This window comes from Streptomyces sp. PKA51, from assembly GCF_057552455.1.
This window is the reverse complement of the sequence record NZ_BAAJPZ010000016.1, coordinates 22691-46899: the sequence shown is the minus strand read 5'-3', so window position 1 is coordinate 46899 and position 24209 is coordinate 22691. Positions and strand designations below refer to the sequence as shown.

At 72.5% G+C, this 24209-nt stretch carries 20 protein-coding genes; 11 read left to right on the top strand and 9 right to left on the bottom strand.

Annotated features, from left to right (window positions below):
- Positions 1-8: 8 nt before the first annotated feature.
- The gene (locus AC27L3_RS22235; protein ID WP_487235808.1) at positions 9-1544 is read right to left on the bottom strand and encodes a peptide MFS transporter; all 1536 of its coding nucleotides are present in this window, start codon (positions 1542-1544) and stop codon (positions 9-11) included.
- Positions 1545-2013: 469 nt separating this feature from the next.
- Here AC27L3_RS22235 and AC27L3_RS22230 point away from each other — a divergent pair, with 469 nt between their 5' ends.
- Positions 2014-2694, top strand: coding sequence for a response regulator transcription factor (locus tag AC27L3_RS22230; protein WP_487235807.1), 681 nt, complete (start codon positions 2014-2016; stop codon positions 2692-2694).
- Between the two features lie 19 nt (positions 2695-2713).
- Positions 2714-3958, top strand: coding sequence for an ATP-binding protein (locus AC27L3_RS22225; protein ID WP_344437811.1), 1245 nt, complete (start codon positions 2714-2716; stop codon positions 3956-3958).
- A 19-nt stretch (positions 3959-3977) separates the two neighbouring features.
- Here AC27L3_RS22225 and AC27L3_RS22220 read toward each other — a convergent pair whose 3' ends face one another.
- Positions 3978-4484, bottom strand: coding sequence for a GtrA family protein (locus AC27L3_RS22220; protein WP_344437814.1), 507 nt, complete (start codon positions 4482-4484; stop codon positions 3978-3980).
- A 138-nt stretch (positions 4485-4622) separates the two neighbouring features.
- Here AC27L3_RS22220 and AC27L3_RS22215 point away from each other — a divergent pair, with 138 nt between their 5' ends.
- From AC27L3_RS22215 to AC27L3_RS22205, 3 genes are read left to right on the top strand one after another with little or no spacing between them, the layout of a single operon-like run.
- Entirely contained in the window at positions 4623-5762 is a 1140-nt protein-coding gene (locus AC27L3_RS22215; protein ID WP_487235806.1) for a 5-(carboxyamino)imidazole ribonucleotide synthase, read from the top strand.
- On the top strand, positions 5759-6289 hold the full coding sequence (gene purE / locus AC27L3_RS22210; protein WP_487235805.1) for a 5-(carboxyamino)imidazole ribonucleotide mutase: 531 nt from the start codon (positions 5759-5761) through the stop codon (positions 6287-6289). The genes AC27L3_RS22215 and purE overlap by 4 nt, the downstream gene beginning before the upstream one ends.
- A 5-nt stretch (positions 6290-6294) precedes the next feature.
- The gene (locus AC27L3_RS22205) at positions 6295-7485 is read left to right on the top strand and encodes a dipeptidase (RefSeq protein ID WP_487235804.1); all 1191 of its coding nucleotides are present in this window, start codon (positions 6295-6297) and stop codon (positions 7483-7485) included.
- 9 nt (positions 7486-7494) lie between these two features.
- On the opposite strand, the gene AC27L3_RS22200 is transcribed toward AC27L3_RS22205, so the two are convergent.
- The 3 genes from AC27L3_RS22200 to AC27L3_RS22190 form a co-directional block, all read right to left on the bottom strand.
- Complete coding sequence (locus AC27L3_RS22200) at positions 7495-8397, bottom strand: DNA-3-methyladenine glycosylase family protein (RefSeq protein WP_487235803.1); 903 nt, start codon at positions 8395-8397, stop codon at positions 7495-7497.
- Between the two features lie 44 nt (positions 8398-8441).
- Positions 8442-9533, bottom strand: a complete 1092-nt coding sequence (gene manB, locus AC27L3_RS22195) for a mannose-1-phosphate guanylyltransferase (protein WP_487235866.1) — start codon at positions 9531-9533, stop codon at positions 8442-8444.
- Positions 9534-9659: 126 nt separating this feature from the next.
- Positions 9660-11237 carry a peptidoglycan recognition protein family protein gene (locus AC27L3_RS22190; RefSeq protein ID WP_487235802.1) on the bottom strand — a complete coding sequence of 526 codons (1578 nt, stop codon included), beginning with the start codon at positions 11235-11237 and terminating at the stop codon, positions 9660-9662.
- 128 nt (positions 11238-11365) lie between these two features.
- On the opposite strand from AC27L3_RS22190, the gene AC27L3_RS22185 reads away from it, so the two are divergent.
- The 4 genes from AC27L3_RS22185 (at position 11366) to AC27L3_RS22170 (ending at position 17382) form a co-directional block, all read left to right on the top strand.
- Positions 11366-12118 (top strand): TIGR03089 family protein, encoded by a 753-nt coding sequence (locus AC27L3_RS22185; RefSeq protein WP_487235801.1) that lies wholly within the window; start codon positions 11366-11368, stop codon positions 12116-12118.
- 103 nt (positions 12119-12221) lie between these two features.
- Positions 12222-13493: an LCP family protein gene (locus AC27L3_RS22180; RefSeq protein WP_487235800.1), complete on the top strand. Its 1272-nt coding sequence runs from the start codon at positions 12222-12224 to the stop codon at positions 13491-13493.
- Positions 13494-13769: 276 nt separating this feature from the next.
- Entirely contained in the window at positions 13770-15515 is a 1746-nt protein-coding gene (locus AC27L3_RS22175; protein WP_487235799.1) for an LCP family protein, read from the top strand.
- A 100-nt stretch (positions 15516-15615) separates the two neighbouring features.
- Entirely contained in the window at positions 15616-17382 is a 1767-nt protein-coding gene (locus AC27L3_RS22170; protein ID WP_487235798.1) for an LCP family protein, read from the top strand.
- 53 nt (positions 17383-17435) lie between these two features.
- On the opposite strand, the gene AC27L3_RS22165 is transcribed toward AC27L3_RS22170, so the two are convergent.
- Positions 17436-18446, bottom strand: a complete 1011-nt coding sequence (locus tag AC27L3_RS22165) for a glycosyltransferase family 2 protein (RefSeq protein WP_487235797.1) — start codon at positions 18444-18446, stop codon at positions 17436-17438.
- Positions 18447-18640: 194 nt separating this feature from the next.
- Between AC27L3_RS22165 and AC27L3_RS22160 the strand changes: the two genes are divergently transcribed.
- A complete protein-coding gene (locus tag AC27L3_RS22160; protein ID WP_487235796.1) occupies positions 18641-20137 on the top strand; it encodes an LCP family protein in 1497 nt (498 codons plus the stop codon).
- A 19-nt stretch (positions 20138-20156) separates the two neighbouring features.
- Here AC27L3_RS22160 and AC27L3_RS22155 read toward each other — a convergent pair whose 3' ends face one another.
- Entirely contained in the window at positions 20157-20705 is a 549-nt protein-coding gene (locus tag AC27L3_RS22155) for an acyl-CoA thioesterase (protein WP_487235795.1), read from the bottom strand.
- Between the two features lie 121 nt (positions 20706-20826).
- Between AC27L3_RS22155 and AC27L3_RS22150 the strand changes: the two genes are divergently transcribed.
- Positions 20827-22029 (top strand): LCP family protein, encoded by a 1203-nt coding sequence (locus AC27L3_RS22150; RefSeq protein ID WP_487235794.1) that lies wholly within the window; start codon positions 20827-20829, stop codon positions 22027-22029.
- Positions 22030-22032: 3 nt separating this feature from the next.
- Here AC27L3_RS22150 and AC27L3_RS22145 read toward each other — a convergent pair whose 3' ends face one another.
- The gene (locus tag AC27L3_RS22145) at positions 22033-22827 is read right to left on the bottom strand and encodes a VOC family protein (protein ID WP_487235793.1); all 795 of its coding nucleotides are present in this window, start codon (positions 22825-22827) and stop codon (positions 22033-22035) included.
- A gap of 100 nt (positions 22828-22927) precedes the next feature.
- The gene (locus AC27L3_RS22140) at positions 22928-24100 is read right to left on the bottom strand and encodes an acyl-CoA dehydrogenase (protein WP_487235792.1); all 1173 of its coding nucleotides are present in this window, start codon (positions 24098-24100) and stop codon (positions 22928-22930) included.
- Positions 24101-24209 lie beyond the last annotated feature (109 nt).

Here is a 24209-nt window from a genome sequence, read left to right as displayed (position 1 = left end):
CGGGAACGTCAGCGGACGTCGCCCATCAGACCCTCGATCTTCTTGCGGGAGACCCACACCGCAATACCCGCGAGGGTCGCGGCCGCGGCCTGGCCGACGATCACGCCGACGCCGTCCAGCGGCACCTTCGCCGTGGCCAGCAGGGTCATGATGCAGTCACCGGCGGTGACGGCGAGGAACCACACACCCAGCATCTGGCTGGCGTACTTCTGCGGCGCCATCTTCGTGGTGAGCGACAGACCCACGGGGGAGAGGCACAGCTCGCCCATCGTCTGGATCATGTAGATCATCAGCAGCCAGGCGGGGCTGACCGTGTGGCCGCCCTCGGCCATGCCCATGGGCACGGCGAAGACGAAGAACGAGGCACCGATGCCCACCATCGCCATGGCGAACTTCACCGTGGTGCTCGGCTCGCGGTCGCGCTTGGCCAGCCAGATCCACAGCCAGGCGAAGACCGGGGCCAGCGCCATGACCCACAGCGGGTTGACCGACTGGAACCAGGTGGACGGGAAGTGCAGGCCGAAGACGTTGTCGGCGGTCTTCTTCTCGGCGAAGGTCGACATCGTCGAACCGGCCTGGTCGAAGATCATCCAGAACACGGCGGCGGCGACGAAGAACCAGATGTAGCCGCTGACCTTGGTCTGCTCGGTGGCCGAGAGCTCCTTGTCGCGCTTGATGCGCGCCAGGACCGTGATCGGCACGATGAGGCCCAGCAGGGCGATCGGGATCAGCGCCCAGTTGAGGGTGAAGTGACCGGTGCCACCGACCACGCCGTAGAAGGCGGCCGCGACGCCCAGCCACAGCAGGGCCTTCATGAGGGTCGCCTTGCGCTCCTCGGCCGACAGCGGCTTGGGCACGACGCTGCTCTTCGGGTCCAGGTGGCGGGTGCCCCACAGGAAGATCAGCAGACCCAGCGCCATACCGGCGGCGGCGATGCCGAAGCCCAGGTGCCAGTTGACCTCCTGGCCGACGGTGCCGATGACCAGCGGGGCGGCGAAGGCACCGATGTTGATGCCGATGTAGAAGACGGTGAAGCCGCCGTCGCGACGCGGGTCCTGGGGGCCGTCGTAGAGGTGGCCGACCATCGTCGAGATGTTGGACTTCAGCAGACCCGAGCCGATCGCCACCAGGGCCAGGCCGGCGAAGAACGTCGGCTTGCCCGGGATCGCCAGCAGCAGATGGCCGGACATGATGACGCTGGCCGCGATGGTGACCGTCTTGCGCGGTCCCCAGACACGGTCGCCGAACCAGCCGCCGGGCATGGCGAGCAGGTACACCATGGCGACGTAGACGGAGTAGATGGCCACCGAGCTGGCCTCGGGCATCGCCAGACCGCCGCCCTGGCTGCCGGGCTTGGCATCGGGGCCGCCGGAGATCAGGTAGACGACGAGCAGGGCCCGCATGCCGTAGTAGGAGAAACGCTCCCACATCTCGGTCAAGAAGAGCGGGGCCAGGCCGAAGGGGTGGCCGAAGAAGGTCATGCCGCCGCGCGCGGGAGAGGTCGTCTCCTGCTGGGCAGCGTCCTTCGTCAGGCTGGACGCCATGGTCATTCCTAGGGTGCTCGGGACGCGCGGTGGTCCGGAGGACGCGCGCCCGGGTGGGGGTTGGCCGGCACCGGCTACTGACGCCGTCCACCCCCCACTCCCCTGGGGCGCGGCTTCTCGGTCGGAGAAGTCGCAGGACAGCCGTACTCCGGGATCCACGCCCTCGCGCACCTTCGCACGGGGACCCGGCCGACAGGTCAATCACTGTCCGTCCGGGCCGGCTGACCGGCCCCGCGTACCCCAGGGGCCTCCGGCGCGTGGATACGTTCCGAATGCCCTCCGCAGTACTAGACGTCCCGTCACCATACGGCACACCCCGCCGGGGTACGGAAGTCGTTGAGACGCGTATCACAGGCGAATCCGGAACCGTCGGCGCGTAATCGAAGGTGATAGCACTTTCGGTGAAGTGTTGCCCTAGGTAGCCCTCGGTACACCTCTGACGTGCGCCCGAGCGGACTACCATCACTGCATGACCCGAGTACTGCTCGCCGAGGATGACGCGTCCATCTCGGAGCCGCTCGCACGCGCTCTGCGCCGCGAAGGGTACGAGGTGGAGGTGCGCGAAGACGGCCCCACGGCACTGGACGCCGGCCTGCAGGGAGGGGTGGACCTGCTCGTCCTCGACCTCGGGCTGCCCGGCATGGACGGTCTCGAGGTCTGTCGCAGACTGCGCACGGAGGGACACACCTTCCCGGTTCTGGTGCTCACCGCCCGCGCCGACGAGGTGGACACGGTGGTCGGCCTCGACGCCGGCGCCGACGACTACGTCACCAAGCCCTTCCGGCTGGCCGAGCTGCTGGCCCGGGTGCGGGCCCTGCTGCGCCGCGGCACCGTCGAGAGCCAGCAGCAGCCGCCCGCCACCCACGGGGTGCGCATCGACGTGGAGTCCCACCGCGCCTGGATGGGCGAGGAGGAACTGCAGCTGACGGCCAAGGAGTTCGACCTGCTGCGGGTGCTGGTGCGCGACGCCGGCCGCGTCGTCACCCGCGACCAGCTCATGCGCGAGGTGTGGGACACCACCTGGTGGTCCTCCACCAAGACCCTCGACATGCACATCTCCTGGCTGCGCAAGAAGCTCGGGGACGACGCCGCCAACCCCCGCTACATCGCCACGGTGCGCGGCGTCGGCTTCCGCTTCGAGAAGAGCTGACAGGGGGCCGGTCCAGCCAGTGCGCCGCCGTCTGATCAACTCGACGCTCGCCGTGGTGCTCGTCGTGATCGCCGTCTTCGGCATCTCGCTCGTCATCGTCGAGACCCGCACCATCGAGAACAGCGCCCAGGAGAGCGTGCAGTCCGAGGCGGTGCGCCTGGTCAGCATCGTCGACAGCCGACTGCTCGGCGGCGAGCGCGTGGAATCGGGGGTGCTGCAGGAGCAGATCACCCCCGAGCGCTACGCCCGCATCGACATCCCCGGGCGGCAGGCCATCGAGATCGGCGACCGCCCCGAGGGCGGGATCATCACCGCCACGCAGAAGGGCGAGCAGGGCGAGACGGTCCGCGTCGAGGAGTCGCGGGCCACCGTCAGCCGGGAGATCGGCCGCACCCTGCTGGTCATCCTCGCCGTCGCCCTGCTCGCCGTCGTCGCCGCCGTGTTCCTCGCCGTACGCCAGGCCAACCGGCTCACCGCCCCCCTGACCGACCTGGCCGAGACCGCCGAGCGGCTCGGCTCCGGCGACCCGCGCCCGCGCCACCGCCGCTACGGGGTGCCCGAGCTGGACCGGGTGGCCGACGTGCTCGACGCCAGCGCCGAGCGCATCGCCCGCATGCTCACCGCCGAGCGGCGCCTGGCCGCCGACGCCTCGCACCAGCTGCGCACCCCGCTGACCGCGCTGTCCATGCGGCTGGAGGAGATCACGCTCACCGACGACCCGGAGACGGTCAAGGAGGAGGCGACGATCGCGCTGACCCAGGTGGAGCGGCTCACCGACGTCGTCCAGCGGCTGCTGACCAACTCCCGCGACCCGAAGACCGGTTCCGCGGTGGCCTTCGACCTCGACGAGGTCATCAAGCAGCAGATCGAGGAGTGGCGCCCGGCCGCCCGGGCCGCCGGGCGGGCGCTGGTGCGCTCCGGCAAGCAGGGCCTGCGGGCCGTCGGCACGCCCGGCGCGGTCTCCCAGGTGCTGGCGACGCTGATCGAGAACTCCCTGATGCACGGCGACGGCACGGTCGCCCTGCGCACCCGCGTCACGGGCAACCAGGCCGTGGTGGAGGTCCTCGACGAGGGCCCGGGCGTGCCGCCCGACCTGGGCGCGCGGGTCTTCGAGCGGACGGTCAGCGGGCGCAACTCCACCGGCCTGGGGCTGGCGGTCGCCCGCGACCTGGCGGAGGCGGACGGCGGGCGCCTGGAGCTGCTGCAGCAGCAGCCGCCGGTGTTCGCCCTGTTCCTCAGCCGCGAGGCCGAGCTGCACGACTGAGGGCCGGGGCGGGCGGGGGCTACTTGCCCGCGCGCACCCGCGGCGGGGCCGAGGCGAGGAAGGACTCCGCGGTCTGCACGGCCTCGCGCGCGGGCAGGGCGCGGAAGACCCAGGTGCGGTACGACCAGAAGCGGAAGACGGTGCCGATGCCGAGGCCGATCACGTTCTTGGAGATGTTGTCGGCGAGCGGGGAGGTCAGGCCCATCCCGTAGTGCGTCAGGGCCAGTATCCCGTTCTCGATCACCAGGCCGACGCCGCTGAAGAGCAGGAAGAGGCCCATCTCCCGGCTGCGCCGGTTCTTGTCGGTGTCCCGGTAGGTCCAGTAGCGGTTGCCGACGTAGTTCGTGGCGATGGCCACGGCTGTCGCGATCACGCCCGAGCGCACGACGGCGAGGCCGAAGCCGTGCACACAGATGTTGAAGACGACGAAGTTGACCACGAATCCGATGGCGCCGACGGCGCCGAATTTCGCGATTTCGCGGGCCAGCCGCTCCAGCCGGGAACGCACTGTGCGCCGTTGAGTCATGCCGTTCATGCTAACCAGCGGCTCCCGTGGGCGTCCCCGCGAGCCGGGTGAACGCGGAGCGACGCCCGGGCCACCCGTCTTGGAGGATCCTCCAGGGGGCGTCCCGGAGTGGTTCGTGCGTACGGATACCCTGGGGGCGTGACGTTCCCGGTAGTCGGCATGGTCGGCGGCGGCCAGCTCGCCCGTATGACCCACGAGGCGGGCATCCCCCTCGGCATCAGGTTCAAGCTGCTCAGCGACACCCCGCAGGACTCCGCGGCCCTAGTGGCCGGCGACGTCGTCGTCGGCGACTATCGCGACCTGGAGACCCTTCGTGCGTTCGCACAAGGCTGTGACGTGATCACCTTCGATCACGAGCACGTGCCCACCGAGCACCTCAGGGCTCTGGAGGCGGACGGCATCCCCGTCCGCCCCGGGCCCGACGCGCTCGTGCACGCCCAGGACAAGGGCGTGATGCGGGCGAAGCTCACAGCGATCGGGGTGCCCTGCCCCCGGCACCGGATCGTCTCCGATCCGGCCGACGTCGAGCGGTTCGCGGCCGAGGGCGACGGCTTCCCCGTCGTGCTGAAGACCGTGCGCGGCGGCTACGACGGCAAGGGCGTGTGGGTCGTGCGCGACGCCGAGCAGGCCGCGGAGCCGTTCCGCGCCGGCGTGCCCGTCCTCGCCGAGGAGAAGGTCGACTTCGTCCGCGAGCTCGCCGCCAACGTCGTCCGCTCCCCGCACGGTCAGGCCGTCTCCTACCCCGTCGTGGAGTCCATCCAGGTCGACGGCGTGTGCGACACCGTGATCGCCCCCGCGCCGAACCTGCCCGACGAGCTCTCCGCGCACGCCCAGCAGCTCGCCCTGAAGGTCGCGGCGGAGCTCGGCGTCGTCGGCCACCTGGCCGTGGAGCTCTTCGAGACCCGCGACGGCCGCATCCTCGTCAACGAGCTGGCGATGCGCCCGCACAACTCCGGTCACTGGACCCAGGACGGCGCGATCACCTCGCAGTTCGCCAACCACGTCCGCGCCGTGCTCGACCTGCCGCTGGGCGACCCGCGCCCGCGCGCCCCGTGGACGGTCATGGCCAACGTGCTCGGCGGCGACTACCCCGACATGTACTCCGCGTACCTGCACTGCATGGCGCGCGACCCCGGGCTGAAGATCCACATGTACGGCAAGGACGTCAAGCCCGGCCGCAAGGTCGGACACGTCAACACCTACGGCGACGACCTGGCCGACGTGCTCGAGCGCGCCCGCCACGCCGCCGGCTACCTGCGAGGAACGATCACCGAATGACAGCCAGCTCCCCTCTCGTCGGCATCGTCATGGGCTCGGACTCCGACTGGCCCGTCATGGAAGCCGCCGCCCAGGCCCTGACCGAGTTCGAGATCCCCCACGAGGTGGACGTCGTCTCCGCCCACCGCATGCCGCGCGAGATGGTGGAGTACGGGGAGAAGGCCGCCGACCGCGGCCTGAAGGCGATCATCGCCGGCGCCGGCGGCGCCGCCCACCTGCCGGGCATGCTCGCCTCCGTCACCCCGCTGCCCGTCATCGGCGTGCCCGTGCCGCTGAAGTACCTGGACGGCATGGACTCGCTGCTGTCCATCGTCCAGATGCCCGCCGGCGTGCCCGTCGCCACCGTCTCCGTGGCCGGCGCCCGCAACGCCGGCCTGCTCGCGGTGCGCATGCTCGCCGCCCACGACGCCGGGCTGCGCACGCGCATGCGCGCCTTCCAGCAGGAGCTCAACGCGCAGGCCACCGAGAAGGGTCGGCGACTGCGCGCCAAGGTCGAGGGCGCCGCCGGCTTCGGCTTCGGGAGCTGAGCGCCGTGACCGACCCGCTCGCCCGCGCCCGCGACCTGCTCGCCGCCCACCCCGTCGTGGACGGCCACAACGACCTGCCCTGGGCCCTGCGCGAGCAGGTCCGCTACGACCTCGACCGGCGCGACATCGCCACCGACCAGAGCGCCCACCTGCACACCGACCTGCCCCGGCTGCGCGCCGGCGGGGTCGGGGCGCAGTTCTGGTCGGTGTACGTGCGCACCGGCATGTCCGGCGACGACGCGGTCAGCGCCACGCTGGAGCAGATCGACGTCGTCCGCCGGCTCGTCGAGCGCCACCCGGACCAGCTGCGCGCGGCGCTGACCGCCGACGACATGGAGGCCGCCCGGGCCGAGGGACGCATCGCCTGCCTGATGGGCGCCGAGGGCGGGCACAGCATCAACTGCTCCCTCGCCACGCTGCGCGCCCTGCACCGCCTCGGCGTGCGCTACCTGACGCTCACCCACAACGACAACGTGCCCTGGGCGGACTCCGCGACCGACGAACCGGTCGCCGGCGGCCTCACCCGCTTCGGCGAGGAGGTCGTCCGCGAGATGAACCGCCTCGGCATGCTCGTCGACCTCTCGCACGTCGCCGCGAGCACCATGCGCGACGCGCTGCGGGTCAGCGAGGCGCCGGTGATCTTCTCGCACTCCTCGGCCCGCGCCGTGTGCGACCACCCGCGCAACATCCCCGACGACGTGCTGGCGGCGCTCCCCGCCAACGGCGGCGTGGCGATGGCGACGTTCGTCCCGAAGTTCGTCCTGCCCGCGGCGGTCGCCTGGACGAAGGCGGCGGACGAGAACATGCGGGCCCACGGCCTGCACCACCTCGACACCACACCCGCGGCCATGGCCGTGCACCGCGCCTTCGAGGCGGGCAACCCGCGCCCCCTGGCCACAGTGGAGACGGTCGCCGACCACCTCGACCACATGCGCGAGGTCGCCGGCATCGACCACATCGGCCTCGGCGGCGACTACGACGGCACGGCCTTCACCCCCGAGGGCCTGGCCGACGTCTCGGGCTACCCCAACCTCGTCGCCGAGCTGCTGCGCCGCGGCTGGTCCGAGGCCGACCTGGCCAAGCTCACCTGGCACAACGCCGTCCGGGTGCTGCGCGACGCCGAGGCGGTCGCCCGCGAGGTCTCCGCCCGCCGGGGCCCGTCGATCGCCACGATCGACGCGCTGGACGGCGCGTAACCGGAGCGCCTAGATCGCCCGGAAGTCCCGGCCCGAGAAGCGCGGCTCGCGCCGGGGCAGCCGGACGCCGCTCAGCAGGATCAGCCGGCACGCCCGGTGCCGCTGCCCCGCGTACGGCTCCAGCAGCTCGAGCATCGCCGCATCGTCCGCACCCCGGAACCCCGTGAGGGCGTATCCCACGATCCGCGGCAGGTGCAGGTCCCCGATGGTCACCGCGTCGGGGGAACCGTTGCTGCGCTGCAGCGTCTCGGCGGCCGTCCACGGGCCGATGCCGGGCACGGCCTGCAACCGGGCGGCGGCCTGCGCATCCGGCATCGCGGCCGCCTCCTCCAGGCGGGCGGCCGCCCGGGCCGCGCGCACGATCGTCGCCGCGCGCTTGTCGTCGACCCCGGCCTTGTGCCACTCCCAGGACGGCACCAGCGCCCACCCCCGCGGATCGGGCATCACCCGCATCCGGGGCGAGGGCCCCGGCGCGGGCTCCCCGAAGCGCTGCAGCAGCAGCCGCCAGGCGCGGTACGCCTCGTCGCTGGTGACCTTCTGCTCCAGGATCGAGGGGATCAGCGACTCCAGCACCAGCCCGGTGCGGGCCAGCCGCAGCCCGGGGTGACGCCGGTGCGCCTCGTGCAGCAGCCGGTGCCGGGGGACGAAGGCGGAGGGGTCGTCGTCCGCGCCGAGCAGCGCGGGCAGCCGGTCGAGCAGCCAGTCGCCCCCGGGCCCCCACGCCTCGGCCTCCACGGCGCCGCCGCGGGCGGCCAGGCACAGCGTGCCGGGCCCCTCGGGCGTCCGGCTGGCCCGCCACAGCGTCCCGTCGGGACACACCCGGAACGCCGGATCCCCGGGCCCCCGCCCGAGCACGCCGAGCGTCACCCCGAGGTCCAGTGCCCCGCCGGGGACCCACGTACGCCTTGCCATCGTGGCCAGGGTACGCGTGTGATCGGGCCCCCGGGCCGGGGAGGCTACTGGTCCGACGAGAAGCGGATCGCGCCGTCGGGGATGGTCGCCCCGCACCACACCCGGGCGCCGGCGCCGAGCTCGTTGTCCGCGCCGACCACGGCGCCGTCGCCGACGACCGCGCCGTCGAGGACCGTGCGCGCCCCGATGCGCGCGCCCGCGCCGATGAGGGAGTCGCGGACGGCCGCGCCCGCCTCGACGATCGCGCCGTCGAGCACGGTGCTGCCGTCGATGCGCGCGCCGGGGTCGATGCGGGCGCCGGCGCCGACGACCGTGCCGCCCATGATCTTGGCGTCCGGGGCCACCCGGGCACCGTCGAGGACCAGCCGGTCGCCGCAGCGCCCGGGCACGGCCGGGGAGGGGGCGCGGCCCAGCACGAGGTCCGCCGAGCCGCGGACGAACGCCTGCGGCGTGCCGAGGTCCAGCCAGTACGTGGAGTCGACCATGCCCTGCAGGTGGGCGCCGGCGGCCAGCAGCCCGGGGAAGGTCTCGCGCTCCACGGAGACCGGCCGGCCGGCCGGGATGGTGTCGATCACGGAGCGATTGAAGACGTAGGCGCCCGCGTTGATCTGGTCGGTGACGATCTCCTCGGGCGTCTGCGGCTTCTCCAGGAAGGCGGTGACGCGCCCGGTGGCGTCGGTCGGCACCAGTCCGAAGGCCCGCGGGTCGGCCACCCGCGTCAGGTGCAGGGAGACGTCGGCGCCGGTGGTGCGGTGGGTGTCCACCAGGGCCTCGATGTCCAGGCCGGTGAGGATGTCGCCGTTGAAGATCAGCACCGGGTCGTTTGGCCCGGAGTGCAGGCGCGAGGCGACGTTGCGGATGGCGCCGCCGGTGCCCAGCGGCTCCTCCTCGGTCACGTACTCCAGGTGCAGCCCGAGGGCGGAGCCGTCGCCGAAGTACGGCTCGAAGACCTCGGCCAGGTAGGAGGTGGCCATCACGATGTGCTCGACGCCCGCGGCCCGGGCGCGGGCCAGCTGGTGGGTGAGGAAGGGCACGCCGGCCGCCGGGATCATGGGCTTGGGCGTGTGCACCGTGAGCGGGCGCAGTCGCGTTCCCTTGCCGCCGACCAGGAGGATCGCTTCTGGCGAAGAAGACAGCTTCGTCACGTAATCGTCTCTGCTTCCTGCTGGGGCCGGCCCGTGATCGGCGGCCAGTGTACGCAGAACGTGTGCTTCCGCCCGCGCCCGGTCACCGCTCGCGGGCCGGGTGCGGGCGCGTTCCGGTCAGCGGCCCTGCAGCCGGGCCGCCTGCGCGCGCACCTGGGGCAGCCGGGCGTAGAGCCGGTCGCCGGGGCATTCGGTGGTGAAGCCGTCGCGGTGTCCGGAGATCGCCTTGAGCCGTGCCGTGGTGCCCTTCTTGAAGCGGTTGCCGCCGGCGGAGACCAGGGAGGCGGTGCCGAGGGGGTTGACGTCGTAGAGGCCGAGCTTCCAGGCGGTCAGGGTCGCGATGGCGTCGAGTGCGGCCGCGGTCGGGCTGCTCCTCCCAAAGGTGCCGAGCACGGCGATTCCCATGCTGTTGGTGTTGAAACCGAGAGTATGGGCACCTCTGACGGGTTTCGCCACACCGCCTGCCCGGCCCTCGTAGACGGTGCCGCACTTGTCCACGAGGAAGTTGTAGCCCACGTCCCGCCAGCCGCTGCTCACCACGTGGTAGCGGTAGATACCGCGGATGACGGAGGCGGACTGCGCGCAGCTGTAGCCGTTGCCGGAGGCGGTGTGGTGGACGAACGCGGCCCGCACTTTCTTGTCGTACGGGAAGCCGCGCTCGCGCAGCGACTCGTCGGCGCCCCAGCCGGCCCGGGTGACGATGCGGGGCCGCGGCCCGACGAAGCGACCGGAGGGCTCGGTGACGTCGGCGGTGCCGTCGCCGTCGTCGAGGCCGGTCGGCGGGGACAGTCCGTCGTCGCCCTCCGGGTCGGGGGCGCCGTGCCCGTCGGAGATCGGCTTGTCCTCCGCGACGCCGGCCGGCTCCACCTTGGTGGCGGCGATGTCGCGGGCGGAGTCGGGCCGGCCGAGCGCGGGGATCTCGGTGGCGCCCAGGGGGGCCAGGGGGAGGTTGGCCGCGGAGGCGGCGTTCTCCTGCTCCGTGGGCGGCGCCGGGGTGATGCTCGCGCCCCGCGCCCGCCCCGCGGCCCGGCGCGGATCGCGGCCGGGGTCGACGAGCTCGACGCGCAGCCCGCCGGGCAGCGGCCGCACCTGCGCCTCGGGCCGGCCCGTGGCCTGGGAGCCCTGCGCGACGGGTTTGGTCTCGGGCTGCACCCTGACCTCCACGGCGTCGGAGGCGCCCACCCACAGCGGCGCGGTGGCGCCGCGCAGGCTGCCGCGCCGGGCCTCTGGGGAGTCGAGGTCGGGGCGGTCGTCGTCGTGCGTCTGCACGTCCTGCCACTCGGACCAGGTGCTGCTGCCCAGCGCGCGGGTGCGTACCTGGGCCCGGCCGTGCAGCTCGGTGCGGGGGTCGTCCCAGACGATGCCGACCAGGGAGAACGGCGCGACCGCGCGGGCCGGCAGCCCCTGCGGGCCGCGCGGCCGGCCCCGTCCGGGCGCCCCGGCGGGGGCGCCCAGCGGCCGCAGGCGCAGCGAGTGGGTGCTGCCCGGCACGGCGGCGGGCGAGCCCGGCAGCACCCGGGTGCCGTGGCGCGGTACGCCGGTGTGCGTCATGTGAACGCGGGGGACGGGCGGTACGGCGGGGACGCCGGGCCGGGTGCGCGTCGCCGGGGCCGGTGCGGCCGGGGTGGCGAGGAAGGGCAGGGCCAGGACCGCGGCGCACGCAGCGGCGGCCGGGGAGACGAGATTTCCGCGCATGCCAGAAATCGTGGACATATCGGTACTTGTCTGTCCATTCCTCGCCTGACGGCGAGTCGGGCGGCCAGGGCCGCCCCGCGACCGGTCCGACCACCCGTCAGACGGGCCCGCCGCGTACCCTGGCGCCGATGAACGCCACCGACCGCACCCCCGCCGACCTGCTGCGTTCCGCGCTCGCCGCGGATCCCTCGCGCCCCCTGGTGACCTTCTACGACGACGCCACCGGCGAACGCGTCGAACTGTCCGTGGCCACCTTCGCCAATTGGGTGGCGAAGACCGCCAACCTCCTCCAGGACGACCTGAACGCCGGACCCGGCGACCGCCTCGCCCTGCTCCTTCCGGCGCACTGGCAGACCGCCGTCTGGCTGATCGCCGCCTCCTCCGTCGGGGTCACCGCCGACCTCGGCGGCGACCCGGCCGCGGCGGACCTCGTCGTCAGCGGCCCCGACGACCTGGAGCGGGCGCGGGCCTGCTCCGGGGAGCGCGTGGCGCTGGCCCTGCGCCCCCTGGGCGGCCGCTTCCCCCAGCCGCCGGCCGGCTTCGCCGACTACGCCGTCGAGGTCCCCTCCCAGGGCGACCGGTTCGCCCCGTACGCCCCCGTGGACCCCACCGCCCCGGCGCTCGTCGTCGGCGGCCTGGAACTGACGGGGGAGCAGCTGGTCGCGCAGGCCCGCGCCGACGCCGCCCGGGACGGCCTGGGGCCCGGCTCGCGCGTCCTGTCCGCCCAGGGCTACGACGGCTGGGAGGGCCTGTCCGCCGGCCTGTACGCCCCGCTCGCCGCGGGCGGCTCCGTCGTGCTGTGCCGCCACCTCGACCGGCTCTCCCCCGAGGCGCTGGAGCGGCGGTGCGCGGACGAGCGCGTCACCGTGACGGCCCTCTGACGCTGCCGGAGCGCCGCACCCGCGCGATGATCGGCGGTAGGTGCGGCTCCCCGCGGGCCGCACGGACCGCAAGCCCGTCGCGCAGGAGGGACGCACGCCAGCCGTGACGCCCGGCCCCGGTACGCCCGGCCGGCCGAACCGCCCCGGGGTCCGGGGGCCGCTCGGCCGGCCGGGCCTGCCCCGGCGCCGCCGGCGCCGCTGGCTGCGCGGCGCCGCAGCGCTCCTCGCGGTGCTGCTGCTCGGGTCCACGGCGCTCGGCTGGTTCCTCTACCAGCGCCTCAACGGCAACATCCACACCGACACCGCGACCGAGGAGGAGCTGCGCCGCTGGGAGAAGGAGCGGCCCAGTGCCCTGGTCGCCGGCGCCCAGAACATCCTGATCATCGGCTCGGACACCCGCAGCGGCACCGGCAACGGCCAGTACGGCGGCGCCGATGACAGCCAGCGCTCGGACACCACGATCCTGCTGCACCTGGCCGCCGACCGGAAGAGCGCGACCGCCGTCAGCCTCCCGCGCGACCTGATGGCGACCATCCCCAGCTGCCGCAAGCCCGACGGTACGTACACCAATGAGCGCTTCGCCCAGTTCAACTGGGCGTACGAGCTCGCGGGCACCGCCTGCACCATCCGTACCGTCGAGAGCATCACCCGGATCCGGATCGACCATCACGTCGTCCTGGACTTCAACGGCTTCAAGCGCATGGTCGACGCGGTCGACGGGGTCGAGGTCTGCCTGAACCGGCCCATGGAGGACCGCGAGGCCCGCCTCTCGCTGCCCGCCGGGCGGCAGGTGCTCAACGGCGAACAGGCCCTCGGCTACGTCCGGGCCCGCTACGGCGTCGGCGACGGCAGCGACACCGAACGCATGGGGCGCCAGCAGAAGTTCCTGGGAGCCCTGGTGCAGGAGGTGCAGAGCGAGGGCGTCCTGCTCAACCCCGCCCGGCTCTACCCCGTGCTGGACGCCGCCACCAAGTCGGTGACCACCGACCCCGGCCTCGGCTCGCTGAAGCGGCTGTACAACCTCGTGCGCACCGTGCGCGGCATCCCCGCCGACCACGTGCAGTTCCTGACGGTGCCGCGCCGGCCGTACCCGTACAACAGCGCCCGCGACGAGCTCGTGCAGCCGGACGCCGACCAGCTCTTCGAACAGCTGCGCAGGGACCGCCGGGTGACGCTGAGCGCCCACGTCCGCCCCGCCGACGACCGGCCGGGCGCCGCCTTGTCCCGCCGCGAACCGGAACCCGAGGGCACCGACGGCACCGAGCCCCAGCCGCCGCCCCCGTCCGCCTACGCCACCACCACCGCGCCCTCCCCGCTGCCGACCGCCCCGCCCACGTACGAGGGCACCACCGCGGCACGCGGCAGCTGCGGCTGACAACCGATCACCTACGCGGTAAAAACGGGCGAACGGCCCGGTCGGCGCCCCGTCCCCGGATGCGCCCGGGCGACCGTCCACGCGAAGGGATTGGGCAGATTGCCCAGTTGTAGGGGAGTGCAATTTGTCACGGGCGTCGCTTGACGCTGAACTGGGCGGATAGTGTGAGCGATCCCGGTGCGCACTGCCGGCCGACCGCGCACTGCACCAACGACACTCTCGTGCGCCTCATGGGGGGTAGGCGCCGCGTGGCACCGACGGAGGACTCAAGCGACCGTGGACGCGCAAGGCCGTGGGCGAGCGGGCGGCATCGATCCCGCCGACCAGTGGGTGTTCGACCCCGACACCGGCAGCTACGAGCTGCGTATCGATGAACCCGCAAGCCCCGACAGGGCCGCTTCCGGACCCACCACCCCGGCACCCAGCCGCCGCACCGCCCCCGCCAGAGCCACCGCCGCGCCCCGCAAGCAGCCGGGCACCCGCACCGTGCCGGGGCAGCGCGGCGCGGGCGGCGGCCGCCGTGCCGCGGCCAAGGCCGCGACCGGGCGCCGGCGGCCCAAGCCGAAACAGGCCACCAGGAAGAAGAAGGTCCTGATGTGGACCGGCGGCACCCTGGGCTTCGTGCTGGTCGCCGGCTCGGTGGGCGGGTACCTGCTCTACCAGCACTTCAACAACAACATCGACAAGGTCGACGTCGGCATCAACAACGACGCCGTCATCGACGGCCCGGTCAACATCCTGGTGATCGGCACGGACAAGCGCTCCGGCAAGGGCAACACCGGCTACGGCGACGACGGCAGCGTCGGCCACGCCGACACCACCCTGCTCTTCCACGTCTCCGAGGACCGGACGAACGCGACGGCGCTGTCCATCCCGCGCGACATGATCACCGACATCCCGGACTGCCCGACCAAGGCGGGCGGCAAGTCCCGGACGATCCCCGGTTCCAAGGGCGTGCGCTTCAACGAGAGCCTCGGCCAGGAGGACCGCGACCCGGGCTGCACCTGGCGCACGGTCGAGCAGCTCACCGGCCTGAAGGTCACCCACTTCATGATGGCCGACTTCAACGCGGTCAAGCAGCTCTCCGCGGCCGTGGGCGGCGTCGACGTCTGCCTCGCCAAGGACATCAACGACCCCAAGTCGCACCTGAAGCTCTCCAAGGGCCACCACAGCATCCAGGGCGAGGACGCGCTCGCGTTCGTCCGCACCCGGCACAGCGTCGGCTTCGAGAGTGACCTGGACCGCATCAAGCTGCAGCAGCAGTTCCTGAGCTCGATGATCCGGAAGATGAAGTCGGGCGACACCCTCTCCAACCCCAAGAAGCTCTACGACCTCAGCGACGCCGCGACCAACTCGCTCACCGTCGACACCGGCATAGGTTCGATCAGCAAGCTCATGAGCCTGGCCAAGGAGCTCAGCAAGGTCAACCTGAAGAACATCACCTTCGCCACCGTGCCCGTCGTCGACAACCCGGCCGAGGGCAAGGTCCACAAGACCGTGGTGCTGGACAAGCCGAAGGCCGAGCCGCTGTTCGCGATGGTCCGCCAGGACGTCTCGCTGACCGAGGTCAAGGAGAAGGAGCGCAAGCAGAAGGAGGAGGCCGACGCCAAGCAGGCCGCCCTCCTGCAGGGCCCCAAGGCCGCGCCCGCCCAGGTGCGCGTCAAGGTCCTCAACGGCAGCGGCAAGGTCGGCGCCGCCCAGGAGACCGTCGCCTGGATGCAGAACACCAAGGGCATGGGCCACACCAGCAATGGCGGCAACGCCGCGGGCGGCAAGAAGGACAAGACCGTCCTGGAATTCGCCCCCAACCAGGCCGACCAGGCCCGCCGCCTGGCCGAGGACATGGGCCTGCCCGCCGACGCCCTCAAGCAGACCGCGACCGACGCCGCGCCCACCGCGGAGATGACCCTCACCCTCGGCGCCGACTTCCACGGTGCGGGCACTCCCGTCACCGCGCCGCAAAAGGCCCCGGAGGGGATTCAGAAGGTCGAGGCGGACGATGAGAACATCTGTGCAAAGTGAACCCTGACGAGGTTCTTTCGCATCTCATTACGTAGCAGGACTCGAGCGGGACACACGTCTGCCCATCGGGCCGGTACGCACCATCCAAGGGGAGGGCCCGATGCGGCAGAGCAGTGGTGCGCGGAATGAGGCGGCCGGCAAGGCCGCCGCGACCGCGCCGAAGCAGCGTTCCGCCGAGCAGGAGAGCACCGACGACGAGGCCGGCGCCCAGGACGGCGCCGAGGAGGCCGGATCCGGCGCGATACCCGGCCCCGCCGCACGCCCGGCGGGCGACCGCCGGCGCGGCGGCGGCCGGCCCCGCCGCCGCATCGGCCGGATCCTGCGCTGGACCGCCCTCGGCCTCGCCGTCCTGATCCTCGGCGTGGCCGCGGCGGGCTGGCTCTACTACCAGCACCTCAACGACAACATCAAGAAGAACAAGCTCAACCTCGGCGACAAGCAGCTCGACCGCAGCGCCGCCAACGCCGACGGCCAGCGCCCGCTGAACATCCTCCTCCTGGGCTCCGACAGCCGCGGCAGCAAGGAGAACCAGGACCTCGGCGGCGCCCGCGACGACGCCGACCGCCCGCCGCTGGCCGACGTGCAGATGCTCGTCCACGTCTCGGCCGACCGCAGCAACATGTCGGTCATATCCGTCCCGCGCGACACCCGCGTGACGATCCCCAAGTGCACCGACCCCGACACCGGCAAGGTCTACAAGGAGACCAACCGCCAGATCATCAACACCAGCCTGGTCAACGGCGGCCCCGGCTGCACGGTCGCCACCTGGGAGGAGCTCACCGGCATCCCCGTCGACCACTTCATGATGATCGACTTCTCGGGCGTGGTGAACATGGCCGACGCCGTCGGCGGCGTCCCCGTCTGCGTCGACGCGAACGTCCGCGACGAGAAGTCCGGGCTGCAGCTGCCCAAGGGCAGCCACACCATCAAGGGCAAGCAGGCCCTGCAGTGGCTGCGCACCCGGCACGGCTTCGAGGACGGCAGCGACATCGGCCGCACCCACGCGCAGCACATGTACATGAACGCGATGGTCCGCCAGCTCAAGGCCGGCACCAAGCTCTCCGACCCCGGCCAGCTCACCGACCTCGCCGAGGCCGCCACCAAGGCCCTGACCGTCGACAAGGACCTCGGCTCGGTCAAGGCCCTCTACGGCCTCGCCGACGACATCAAGCGCGTGCCCTCCAACCGGATCACCATGACCACCATGCCGTGGGCCACCGACCCGCAGGACCCGGACGCGCACGTCATCCCCAAGCCCGGCGACGCCGACAAGCTCTTCTCGCTCGTCCGCAACGACATCGCCCTCGACGGCAAGGACAAGAAGAAGGACGACAAGGCCGGCGTGCCCACCGTGCCCGCCACCCGCAAGGCCGACATCGCCGTCACCGTCTTCAACGGCACCGGCACCGCCGTCGAGCCGCCCGCCACCGGCCGCGGCTCCGACATCGCCGCCCTCCTGGTCAAGCAGGGCTTCACCAAGGCGATCGCCGACTCCACCCCGCGCGCCCAGGCCGACACCACGATCACCTACCCCCGGGCCACCCAGCGCGCCGACGCACTCGCCGTGGCCAAGGCCCTCGGCCTGCCGGAGAGCGCGGTGCGCCACTCGCCCGAGGTCCGGCAGATCACGCTCGTGGTCGGCGGGGACTGGCGTACGGGCACGACGTACCCCAAGGCCGCGGCGGACGACGCCGCCACCACGCCCGAGCCGGGCGCCTCGGCGTCGGCCTCCGCGTCCCCCTCCGCCTCCGCCAAGCCCGGGGAGGGGAAGAAGGACGGCGACAACAAGGCCCCCGAGAGCTCGGACCCGCTCAACGGCGCCGACACCTCGGCCTGCATGAAGGTCAACCCGGCCAATCGCTACTGATCGCGACTGACCGGGTCGGCCTCCTGTGCGGCTGCTTCGCCGCCGCTCGACCGCTACTTCACTGCCGGGCGGCGGCTGGCGATGACCTTCCTGGCCAGCGAGCGGGGACTGGTGAGGAAGCCGTAGCCCCACGACATGTGCATCGTGGCCAGCGCCAGCGGGATCCGCACCCGGGCCCCGGCCGGCAGGCCCTTGCCCGCCGGCACGGAGCCGGCGGTGATGGCCGCGAGGTAGCCGGCGGGCACGACGAAGCCCCACGGGGTGACGGTCGCGCCCACCACCGCGCCGGCCGCGATCGCGCAGACCGCGGCCGGCGCGGCCAGGTAGCGCAGGTTGATCGAGCCCTGGTGGTAGCGGGCCACCACGTGCCGCCAGCGGCCGTAGTTGCGGTACTGCTTGGCCAGCTCCTTGACGTTCGGGCGGGGGCGGTAGGAGACCTTGAGCTCCGGCGAGAACCAGATCAGCCCGCCGGCCTCACGGATGCGGAAGTTCAGCTCCCAGTCCTGGGCGCGGATGAACTCCTCGTTGTAGCCGCCCTGCGTCTCCAGCACCTCGCGCCGGAAGACGCCCAGGTAGACGGTCTCGGCCGGCCCGGCCGCGCCGCCGGTGTGGAAGGCGGCGTTGCCCACGCCGATGCGCGAGGTCATCGCCGCGGCGACGGCCCGCTCCCAGTCGTTCTCGCCCTCGGCGTGCATGATGCCGCCCACGTTCTGGGCGCCGGTCTCCTCCAGCAGCCGCACGGCCGTGGCGATGTAGTCCGGGGAGAGCATGCCGTGGCCGTCGACCCGTACCACGATCGGGTGACGCGAGGCCTTGATCGCCGCGTTCAGCGCCGCGGGGGTGCGACCCGAGGGATTCGGCACGGTGTGGACCCGGGGATCCTCCCGGACCAGCTCCGCGGCGATCTCGTCGGTGCGGTCCGTGGACGGACCGAGGGCGATGACCACCTCCAGCTCACCGGCATACTCCTGCTCCAGGATGTGCCGCACGGAGGTGCGCAGATGCCGTTCTTCATTGAGCACCGGCATGATCACGGAAACGGCTGGCAGCTGCTGATCGGGCATGGTTCCTCGGGAGTACGGGGGCCGGGGACCCGGCCACGTTACCGCCAATGGGCGAAGCGGCTCCGCCCCGGCCGGGTGGTGGGGCCGCCCCGGACGGCGTGGGGCCGCGGACAGTTCATCGTATGGGCCTACCGTGCTGCTGCAGTGCGCGAGCTTCCCCCGCCGTGCTCCCCGACCGTCGCGGAGGTTACGCAGTGACCGCACCCGACCGCTCCTTGCGCACCTGTCCGCCCCACCGCCGCCCGATCCGCCACCGCCGGCCCGCCGCCCGCCGCCCGCGCTGGGGCATGCGGCTGGCCACCGGGGCCGCCCTGGCCGTGCTGGGCACCGGGGGCATCGGGCACGCCGTGGTCACCGGCTTCGCCGGCGGCATCGGCCGGGTGGACCCCTTCGGCGGGCTGTCCAACCGGCCCCAGGTCAGCCGCGGCACCAACGTCCTGCTCGTCGGCACCGACGGTCGCGACAGGATCACCGAGGAGGAGCGGCAGCGCTACCACCTGGGCGGGGTGCCCTGCCACTGCACCGACACGATGATGCTGGTGCACCTGTCGGCCGACCGCGAGCGGGCCACCGTCGTCGGACTGCCCCGCGACACCTACATCGAGCTCCCCGAGCGCACCGACGAGACCGGCCGCATCCGCCCGGCCCACGGGCAGAAACTCAACGCCGCCTACGCCGAGGGCGGCCCCGGCCTGACCGTGCGCTCCGTCGAGCGCCTCACGGGTGTGCACATCGACCACTACATGGAGGTCGACTTCACCAGCTTCATGAAGACCGTCGACGCCGTCGGCGGCGTCCAGGTCTGCAGTGCCCGGCCGCTGCACGACACCTACACCGGTTTGGACCTGCCGGCCGGCACCAGCACCCTCGACGGCGGGCAGGCCCTGCAGTACGTGCGCTCCCGGCACCTGGACGGCGCCGCCGACCTCGGCCGCATGCAGCGCCAGCAGCGCTTCCTCGCCTCGCTCATGCACCGGGCCACCGACGGCGGCGTCCTGCTGAACCCGGTGAAGTTCCGGCAGGTCGCCTCCACCGTCAGCGGCTCGGTCCGCGCCGACCGGGGCCTGGGCACCGCCGACCTCGTCGACCTCGGCCGGGCCATGCGGGGCCTGACTCCGGCGTCCGCCGAGTTCACCTCCGTACCGGTGGCGGTCGCCGACTTCCCCGTACCGGGCATCGGCTCCACCGTGCGCTGGGACGAGGCCGCCGCCGGCAAGCTCTTCCAGGCCCTGCGCGAGGACCGGCCCGTCAACGCCATCCCGCGCGCCCCGCACCGGGTGCAGGACGCCAAGCCCCAGGGGCAGCCGCCGACCCGCGTCGAGGTGCCGCCGGAGCGCATCCGGGTGCAGGTCCTCAACGGCACCGGCCGCACCGGGCTGGCCAAGAGCGCCGACGACGCGCTGCGCGCCACCGGTTTCCTCACCACCGGCCGGCCCGCCGACGCACCGCCGCCGGCCACCCCGCGCACCCTGATCACCTACGACCCGCGCTGGGACCGCTCGGCCCGCTCGCTGGCCGCCGCCCTGCCGGGCGCCGAGCTGCGCCCGGTGCCCGGCCAGGGACCCGTGCTGCAGGTGGTCCTCGGCACCGACTTCACGCGGGTGCACCCCGTGCGCGCCGAGCAGCCCCCGGAGCAGCCGGGCGGCCTGTCGGTGGTCACCGGCGACCAGGCGGTCTGCCCGGAGGGGTGAGGGAGGACGGGGGAGCGGCTCAGTCCTCGATGCCCTCGGCGGCCCGGTTCTGGCGGAGCTCCATGATCGCGCGGCGCCGGGCGAGCCGGTGGGTGCGGCGGATCTGGGCCTCCTGGTAGCGGCGGCGGTCGCGCTCGGTCTCGGGGAGCACCTGGGGTACGGCGCGCGGCTTGCCGTCGCCGTCGACCGCGGCGAAGACCAGGTAGGCGCTGCCGACCTGGACGGGCGGCGCGGCCTCGTTCCAGCGCTCGGCCAGCACGCGCACGCCGATCTCCATGGAGCTGCGCCCGGTCCAGTTCACCTGGGCCTTCACGTGGACGAGGTCGCCGACGCGTACCGGTTCGAGGAAGGCCATCTCGTCCATCGAGGCGGTGACGGCGGGCCCGCCGGAGTGCCGGCCGGCGACCGCACCGGCGACGTCGTCCACCAGTTTCATGATCACGCCACCGTGGACGGTGCCCAGCAGGTTGGTGTCGTTGTTGGTCATGATGTGGGACAGCGTCGTGCGGGACGCCGAGGTCGGCTTGCCCGGTATGTCGGACTCCGGGTTCCGGTCCTGATTGGTCATGTCCACCACTGTATGCGGGCCCGGGCCCACCCGCGGCGTTTGCATCAGCTCTGCAACAGCACTGCCCCGGTTCCGTCCGCACCCTGGGAGACCGGGCGCCACGGAAGGCACACTCGGGAGCATGAGTGATTGGCCCGATGGGCGGACGCACACACGCCGTGCGGGCCCGCCCGCGCAGTACCAGCCGCCCCGTGGCTACGACGCCCCGCACGGGCCCGGCCCCCAGGGCGGCCCCCCGGAGGCCGACGGCTACTCGGCCGGACAGGTCTACGGGCGGCCGGGCGCGGGCCCCGCCGGGCCGCTCGCCCCCGGACGGCGCGGCAGGACCGCCGCCCCCGACTGGCGCAAGCGGCTGAAGATCGGGGCGATCGCGCTGGTCACCGGCCTGGTCGTGGTCTCCGTGGGCACCTACTTCTGGGCCGACGGCAAGCTGCGCCGCGAGGTCGACCTCTCCTCGGTGCCCGACCGGCCGCCGGCGGGCGAGGGTACGAACTACCTGATCGTCGGCTCCGACAGCCGCGAGGGCCTGTCGGACGAGGACAAGAAGGAACTGCACACCGGGTCGGCCGACGGCAAGCGCACCGACTCGATGATGATCCTGCACACCGGCTCCAACGGCACTACGATGCTGAGCCTGCCGCGCGACTCGTACGTGACCATCCCCGCCTTCACGGGCAAGCAGTCCGGCAAGCGCTTCCCGGCCTCGACCCACAAGCTCAACCAGGCGTACTCCGACGGCGGACCCGAGCTGCTGGCGCAGACCATCGAGTACAACACCGGCCTGCGCATCGACCACTACGCGGAGATCGGCTTCGGCGGCTTCCGCAACCTCGTCGACGCGCTCGGCGGCGTGGAGATGTGCCTGGACAAGCCGCTGAAGGACCGCGACTCGGGCGCGGACTTCAAGGCCGGCTGCCAGGAGCTCAACGGCGCGCAGTCCCTCGCCTTCGTCCGCCAGCGGCACCAGGAGGCCGACCAGGACCTGGGCCGGATGCGCAACCAGCAGAAGTTCCTCAACACCCTCGCGAAGCAGGCCGCCTCCCCCTCGACGATCCTCAACCCCTTCCGGCTCTACCCGGTGATCGGCTCGGGCCTGGAGACGCTCATCGTCGACAAGGACATGGAGCTGTGGGACCTGACGTCGATGTTCTGGGCGATGAAGGGTGTCACCGGTGGTGACGGCAAGCAGATGACCGTGCCCATCTCCAACCCCAACCTGCCCACCCGCAGCGACGGCGTGGCCGTCAAGTGGGACACGGCCAAGTCCAAGCAGCTCTTCGAGCAGCTGAAGAAGGACCGGAAGGTCACCGTCGGCGACCAGTGAGCCTCAGGCGGTGGGCGGCTCCGGCCCCGTCGCGTCGATCACCGCGAAGACGGCGCCCTGCGGGTCCCGCAGGACGGCCATCCGCCCGGCCACCATGTCGAACGGCGGCTTGAGCACCGAGCCGCCGGCCCGCACCAGGGCGTCGACGGTGCTGTCGGTGTCGTCGACCGAGAAATACGTCAGCCAGTGCGAGGGCGAGCCGGGCGGGGAGTTCTCCAGCCCCTGCATCCCGCCGACCACCCGGCCGGCGGCCTGCAGGGAGAAGTAGCCCTCCACCTCCTCCATCGGGGCGGCGGAAAGGCCCAGCGTCTGCCGGTAGAAGCGGGCGGCCGTGTCCGGGTCGGCGGTGTTGAGCTCGTTCCACACCACCGCGCCCGGCTCGTTGACGACCTGCGAGCCGATGAACTCCTTGGCCTGCCACAGCCCGAAGACCGCGCCCGTGGAGTCGGCCAGCACGGCCATCCGGCCCAGGTCCATGACGTCCATGCAGTCGTAGAGCACCGTGCCGCCGCCGGAGGAGATCGCGCGCACCGCGGCCTCGGCGTCCTCGACGGCCAGGTAGGTGGTCCACGAGGGCGGCGGCTTGGAACCGCCCTCGGCCGTCATCGCGGTCATGATCCCCGCGACCGGCTTCCCGCGCAGCGTGCACACGGCGTACCCGCCGGTCTCCGGCGGCCCGGGCTCGCCCTCCCAGCCGAAGAGGTCCCCGTACAGGTCGAGGGCCTCGCGCTGGTCGGGGACCACGAGATCCACCCAGCAGGGCGTGCCGGGCACGTAGGGTCCGCGTACGTCGGGCATGGGGCGACCTCCCGTGGTCCTTCTTCCGCGACCACCTTCGCCCGCCCCTGCCCCCGCCGCCACCGGAAGGCGGCCGCCGGTGCTACGGGTGCGACGCGTCCTACGGCAGGTTGCGCGCCATGACGATGCGCTGGACCTGGTTGGTGCCCTCGTAGATCTGCGTGATCTTCGCGTCGCGCATCATGCGCTCGACCGGGTAGTCACGGGTGTAGCCGTAGCCGCCGAGGAGCTGGACCGCGTCCGTGGTGATCTCCATCGCCACGTCCGAGGCGAAGCACTTGGCCGCGGCGCCGAAGAAGGTCAGGTCCTCCTTGGCCCCGCCGCCGGAGACCCGCTCGGACTTCGCGGCCGCCGCGTACGTCAGCTGGCGGGCGGCCTCCAGCTTCATGGCCATGTCGGCCAGCATGAACTGGACGCCCTGGAAGTCGCCGATCGGCTTGCCGAACTGCTTGCGCTCCTGGACGTAGCCCTTGGCGTAGTCCAGGGCGCCCTGGGCGATGCCGAGCGCCTGGGCGGCGATGGTGATGCGGGTGTGGTCCAGGGTCTTCATCGCCGTGGCGAAGCCCGTGCCCTCCTCGCCGATCATGCGGTCGGCGGGGATGCGCACGTTGTCGAGGTAGACCTCGCGGGTCGGCGAGCCCTTGATGCCGAGCTTCTTCTCCGGGGCGCCGAAGGAGACACCCTCGTCGCCCTTCTCCACCACGAACGCCGAGATGCCCTTCGAGCGCTTCTCGGGGTCGGTCACGGCCATGACCGTGTAGTACTCGGAGACGCCCGCGTTGGTGATCCAGCGCTTGACGCCGTTGAGCACCCAGAAGTCGCCGTCGCGCACCGCGCGCGTCTTCATCCCGGCCGCGTCCGAACCGGCGTCCGGCTCGCTCAGGCAGTACGAGAACATCGCCTCGCCCTTGGCCAGCGGGCCCAGGTACTTCTTCTTCAGCTCCTCCGAGCCGGACAGCTGCACCGGCAGCGAGCCGAGCTTGTTGACCGCGGGGATCAGCGAGGAGGAGGCGCACACCCGGGCGACCTCCTCGATGACGATCACGGTCGCCAGCGCGTCGGCGCCCGCCCCGCCGTACTCCTCGGGGACGTGCACGGCCTGCAGGTCGGCGGCCACGAGCGCGTCCAGGGCCTCCTTGGGGAAGCGGCCCTCCTCGTCCACCTCGGCGGCGAACGGCGCGATCTTCGCCTCGGCCAGCGACCGGACGACCTTGCGGAGCTCGTCGTGCTCCTCCGACGGCCGGTAGAGGTCGAAATCCTTGTTTCCCGCCAAGGCGTACTCCCCAGAAGAGTTAACTACCGTTTAGTAACAACAAGTCTAGAGCGAGCCCCTCCGCAGCCGATACGTGAGCTTGCCGACAACCCGCTTGCGCCCCGGGTCG

Bases quoted from the DNA above. Each gene is read 5' to 3' on its own strand.
- AC27L3_RS22145 (WP_487235793.1), bottom strand. From the start codon at position 22,827: ATGCCCGACGTACGCGGACCCTACGTGCCCGGCACGCCCTGCTGGGTG.
- AC27L3_RS22165 (WP_487235797.1), bottom strand. From the start codon at position 18,446: ATGCCCGATCAGCAGCTGCCAGCCGTTTCCGTGATCATGCCGGTGCTC.
- AC27L3_RS22190 (WP_487235802.1), bottom strand. From the start codon at position 11,237: ATGCGCGGAAATCTCGTCTCCCCGGCCGCCGCTGCGTGCGCCGCGGTC.
- AC27L3_RS22185 (WP_487235801.1), top strand. From the start codon at position 11,366: ATGAACGCCACCGACCGCACCCCCGCCGACCTGCTGCGTTCCGCGCTC.
- AC27L3_RS22150 (WP_487235794.1), top strand. From the start codon at position 20,827: ATGAGTGATTGGCCCGATGGGCGGACGCACACACGCCGTGCGGGCCCG.
- AC27L3_RS22155 (WP_487235795.1), bottom strand. From the start codon at position 20,705: ATGACCAATCAGGACCGGAACCCGGAGTCCGACATACCGGGCAAGCCG.
- AC27L3_RS22230 (WP_487235807.1), top strand. From the start codon at position 2,014: ATGACCCGAGTACTGCTCGCCGAGGATGACGCGTCCATCTCGGAGCCG.
- AC27L3_RS22170 (WP_487235798.1), top strand. From the start codon at position 15,616: ATGCGGCAGAGCAGTGGTGCGCGGAATGAGGCGGCCGGCAAGGCCGCC.
- AC27L3_RS22220 (WP_344437814.1), bottom strand. From the start codon at position 4,484: ATGACTCAACGGCGCACAGTGCGTTCCCGGCTGGAGCGGCTGGCCCGC.
- AC27L3_RS22235 (WP_487235808.1), bottom strand. From the start codon at position 1,544: ATGGCGTCCAGCCTGACGAAGGACGCTGCCCAGCAGGAGACGACCTCT.
- purE (WP_487235805.1), top strand. From the start codon at position 5,759: ATGACAGCCAGCTCCCCTCTCGTCGGCATCGTCATGGGCTCGGACTCC.
- AC27L3_RS22200 (WP_487235803.1), bottom strand. From the start codon at position 8,397: ATGGCAAGGCGTACGTGGGTCCCCGGCGGGGCACTGGACCTCGGGGTG.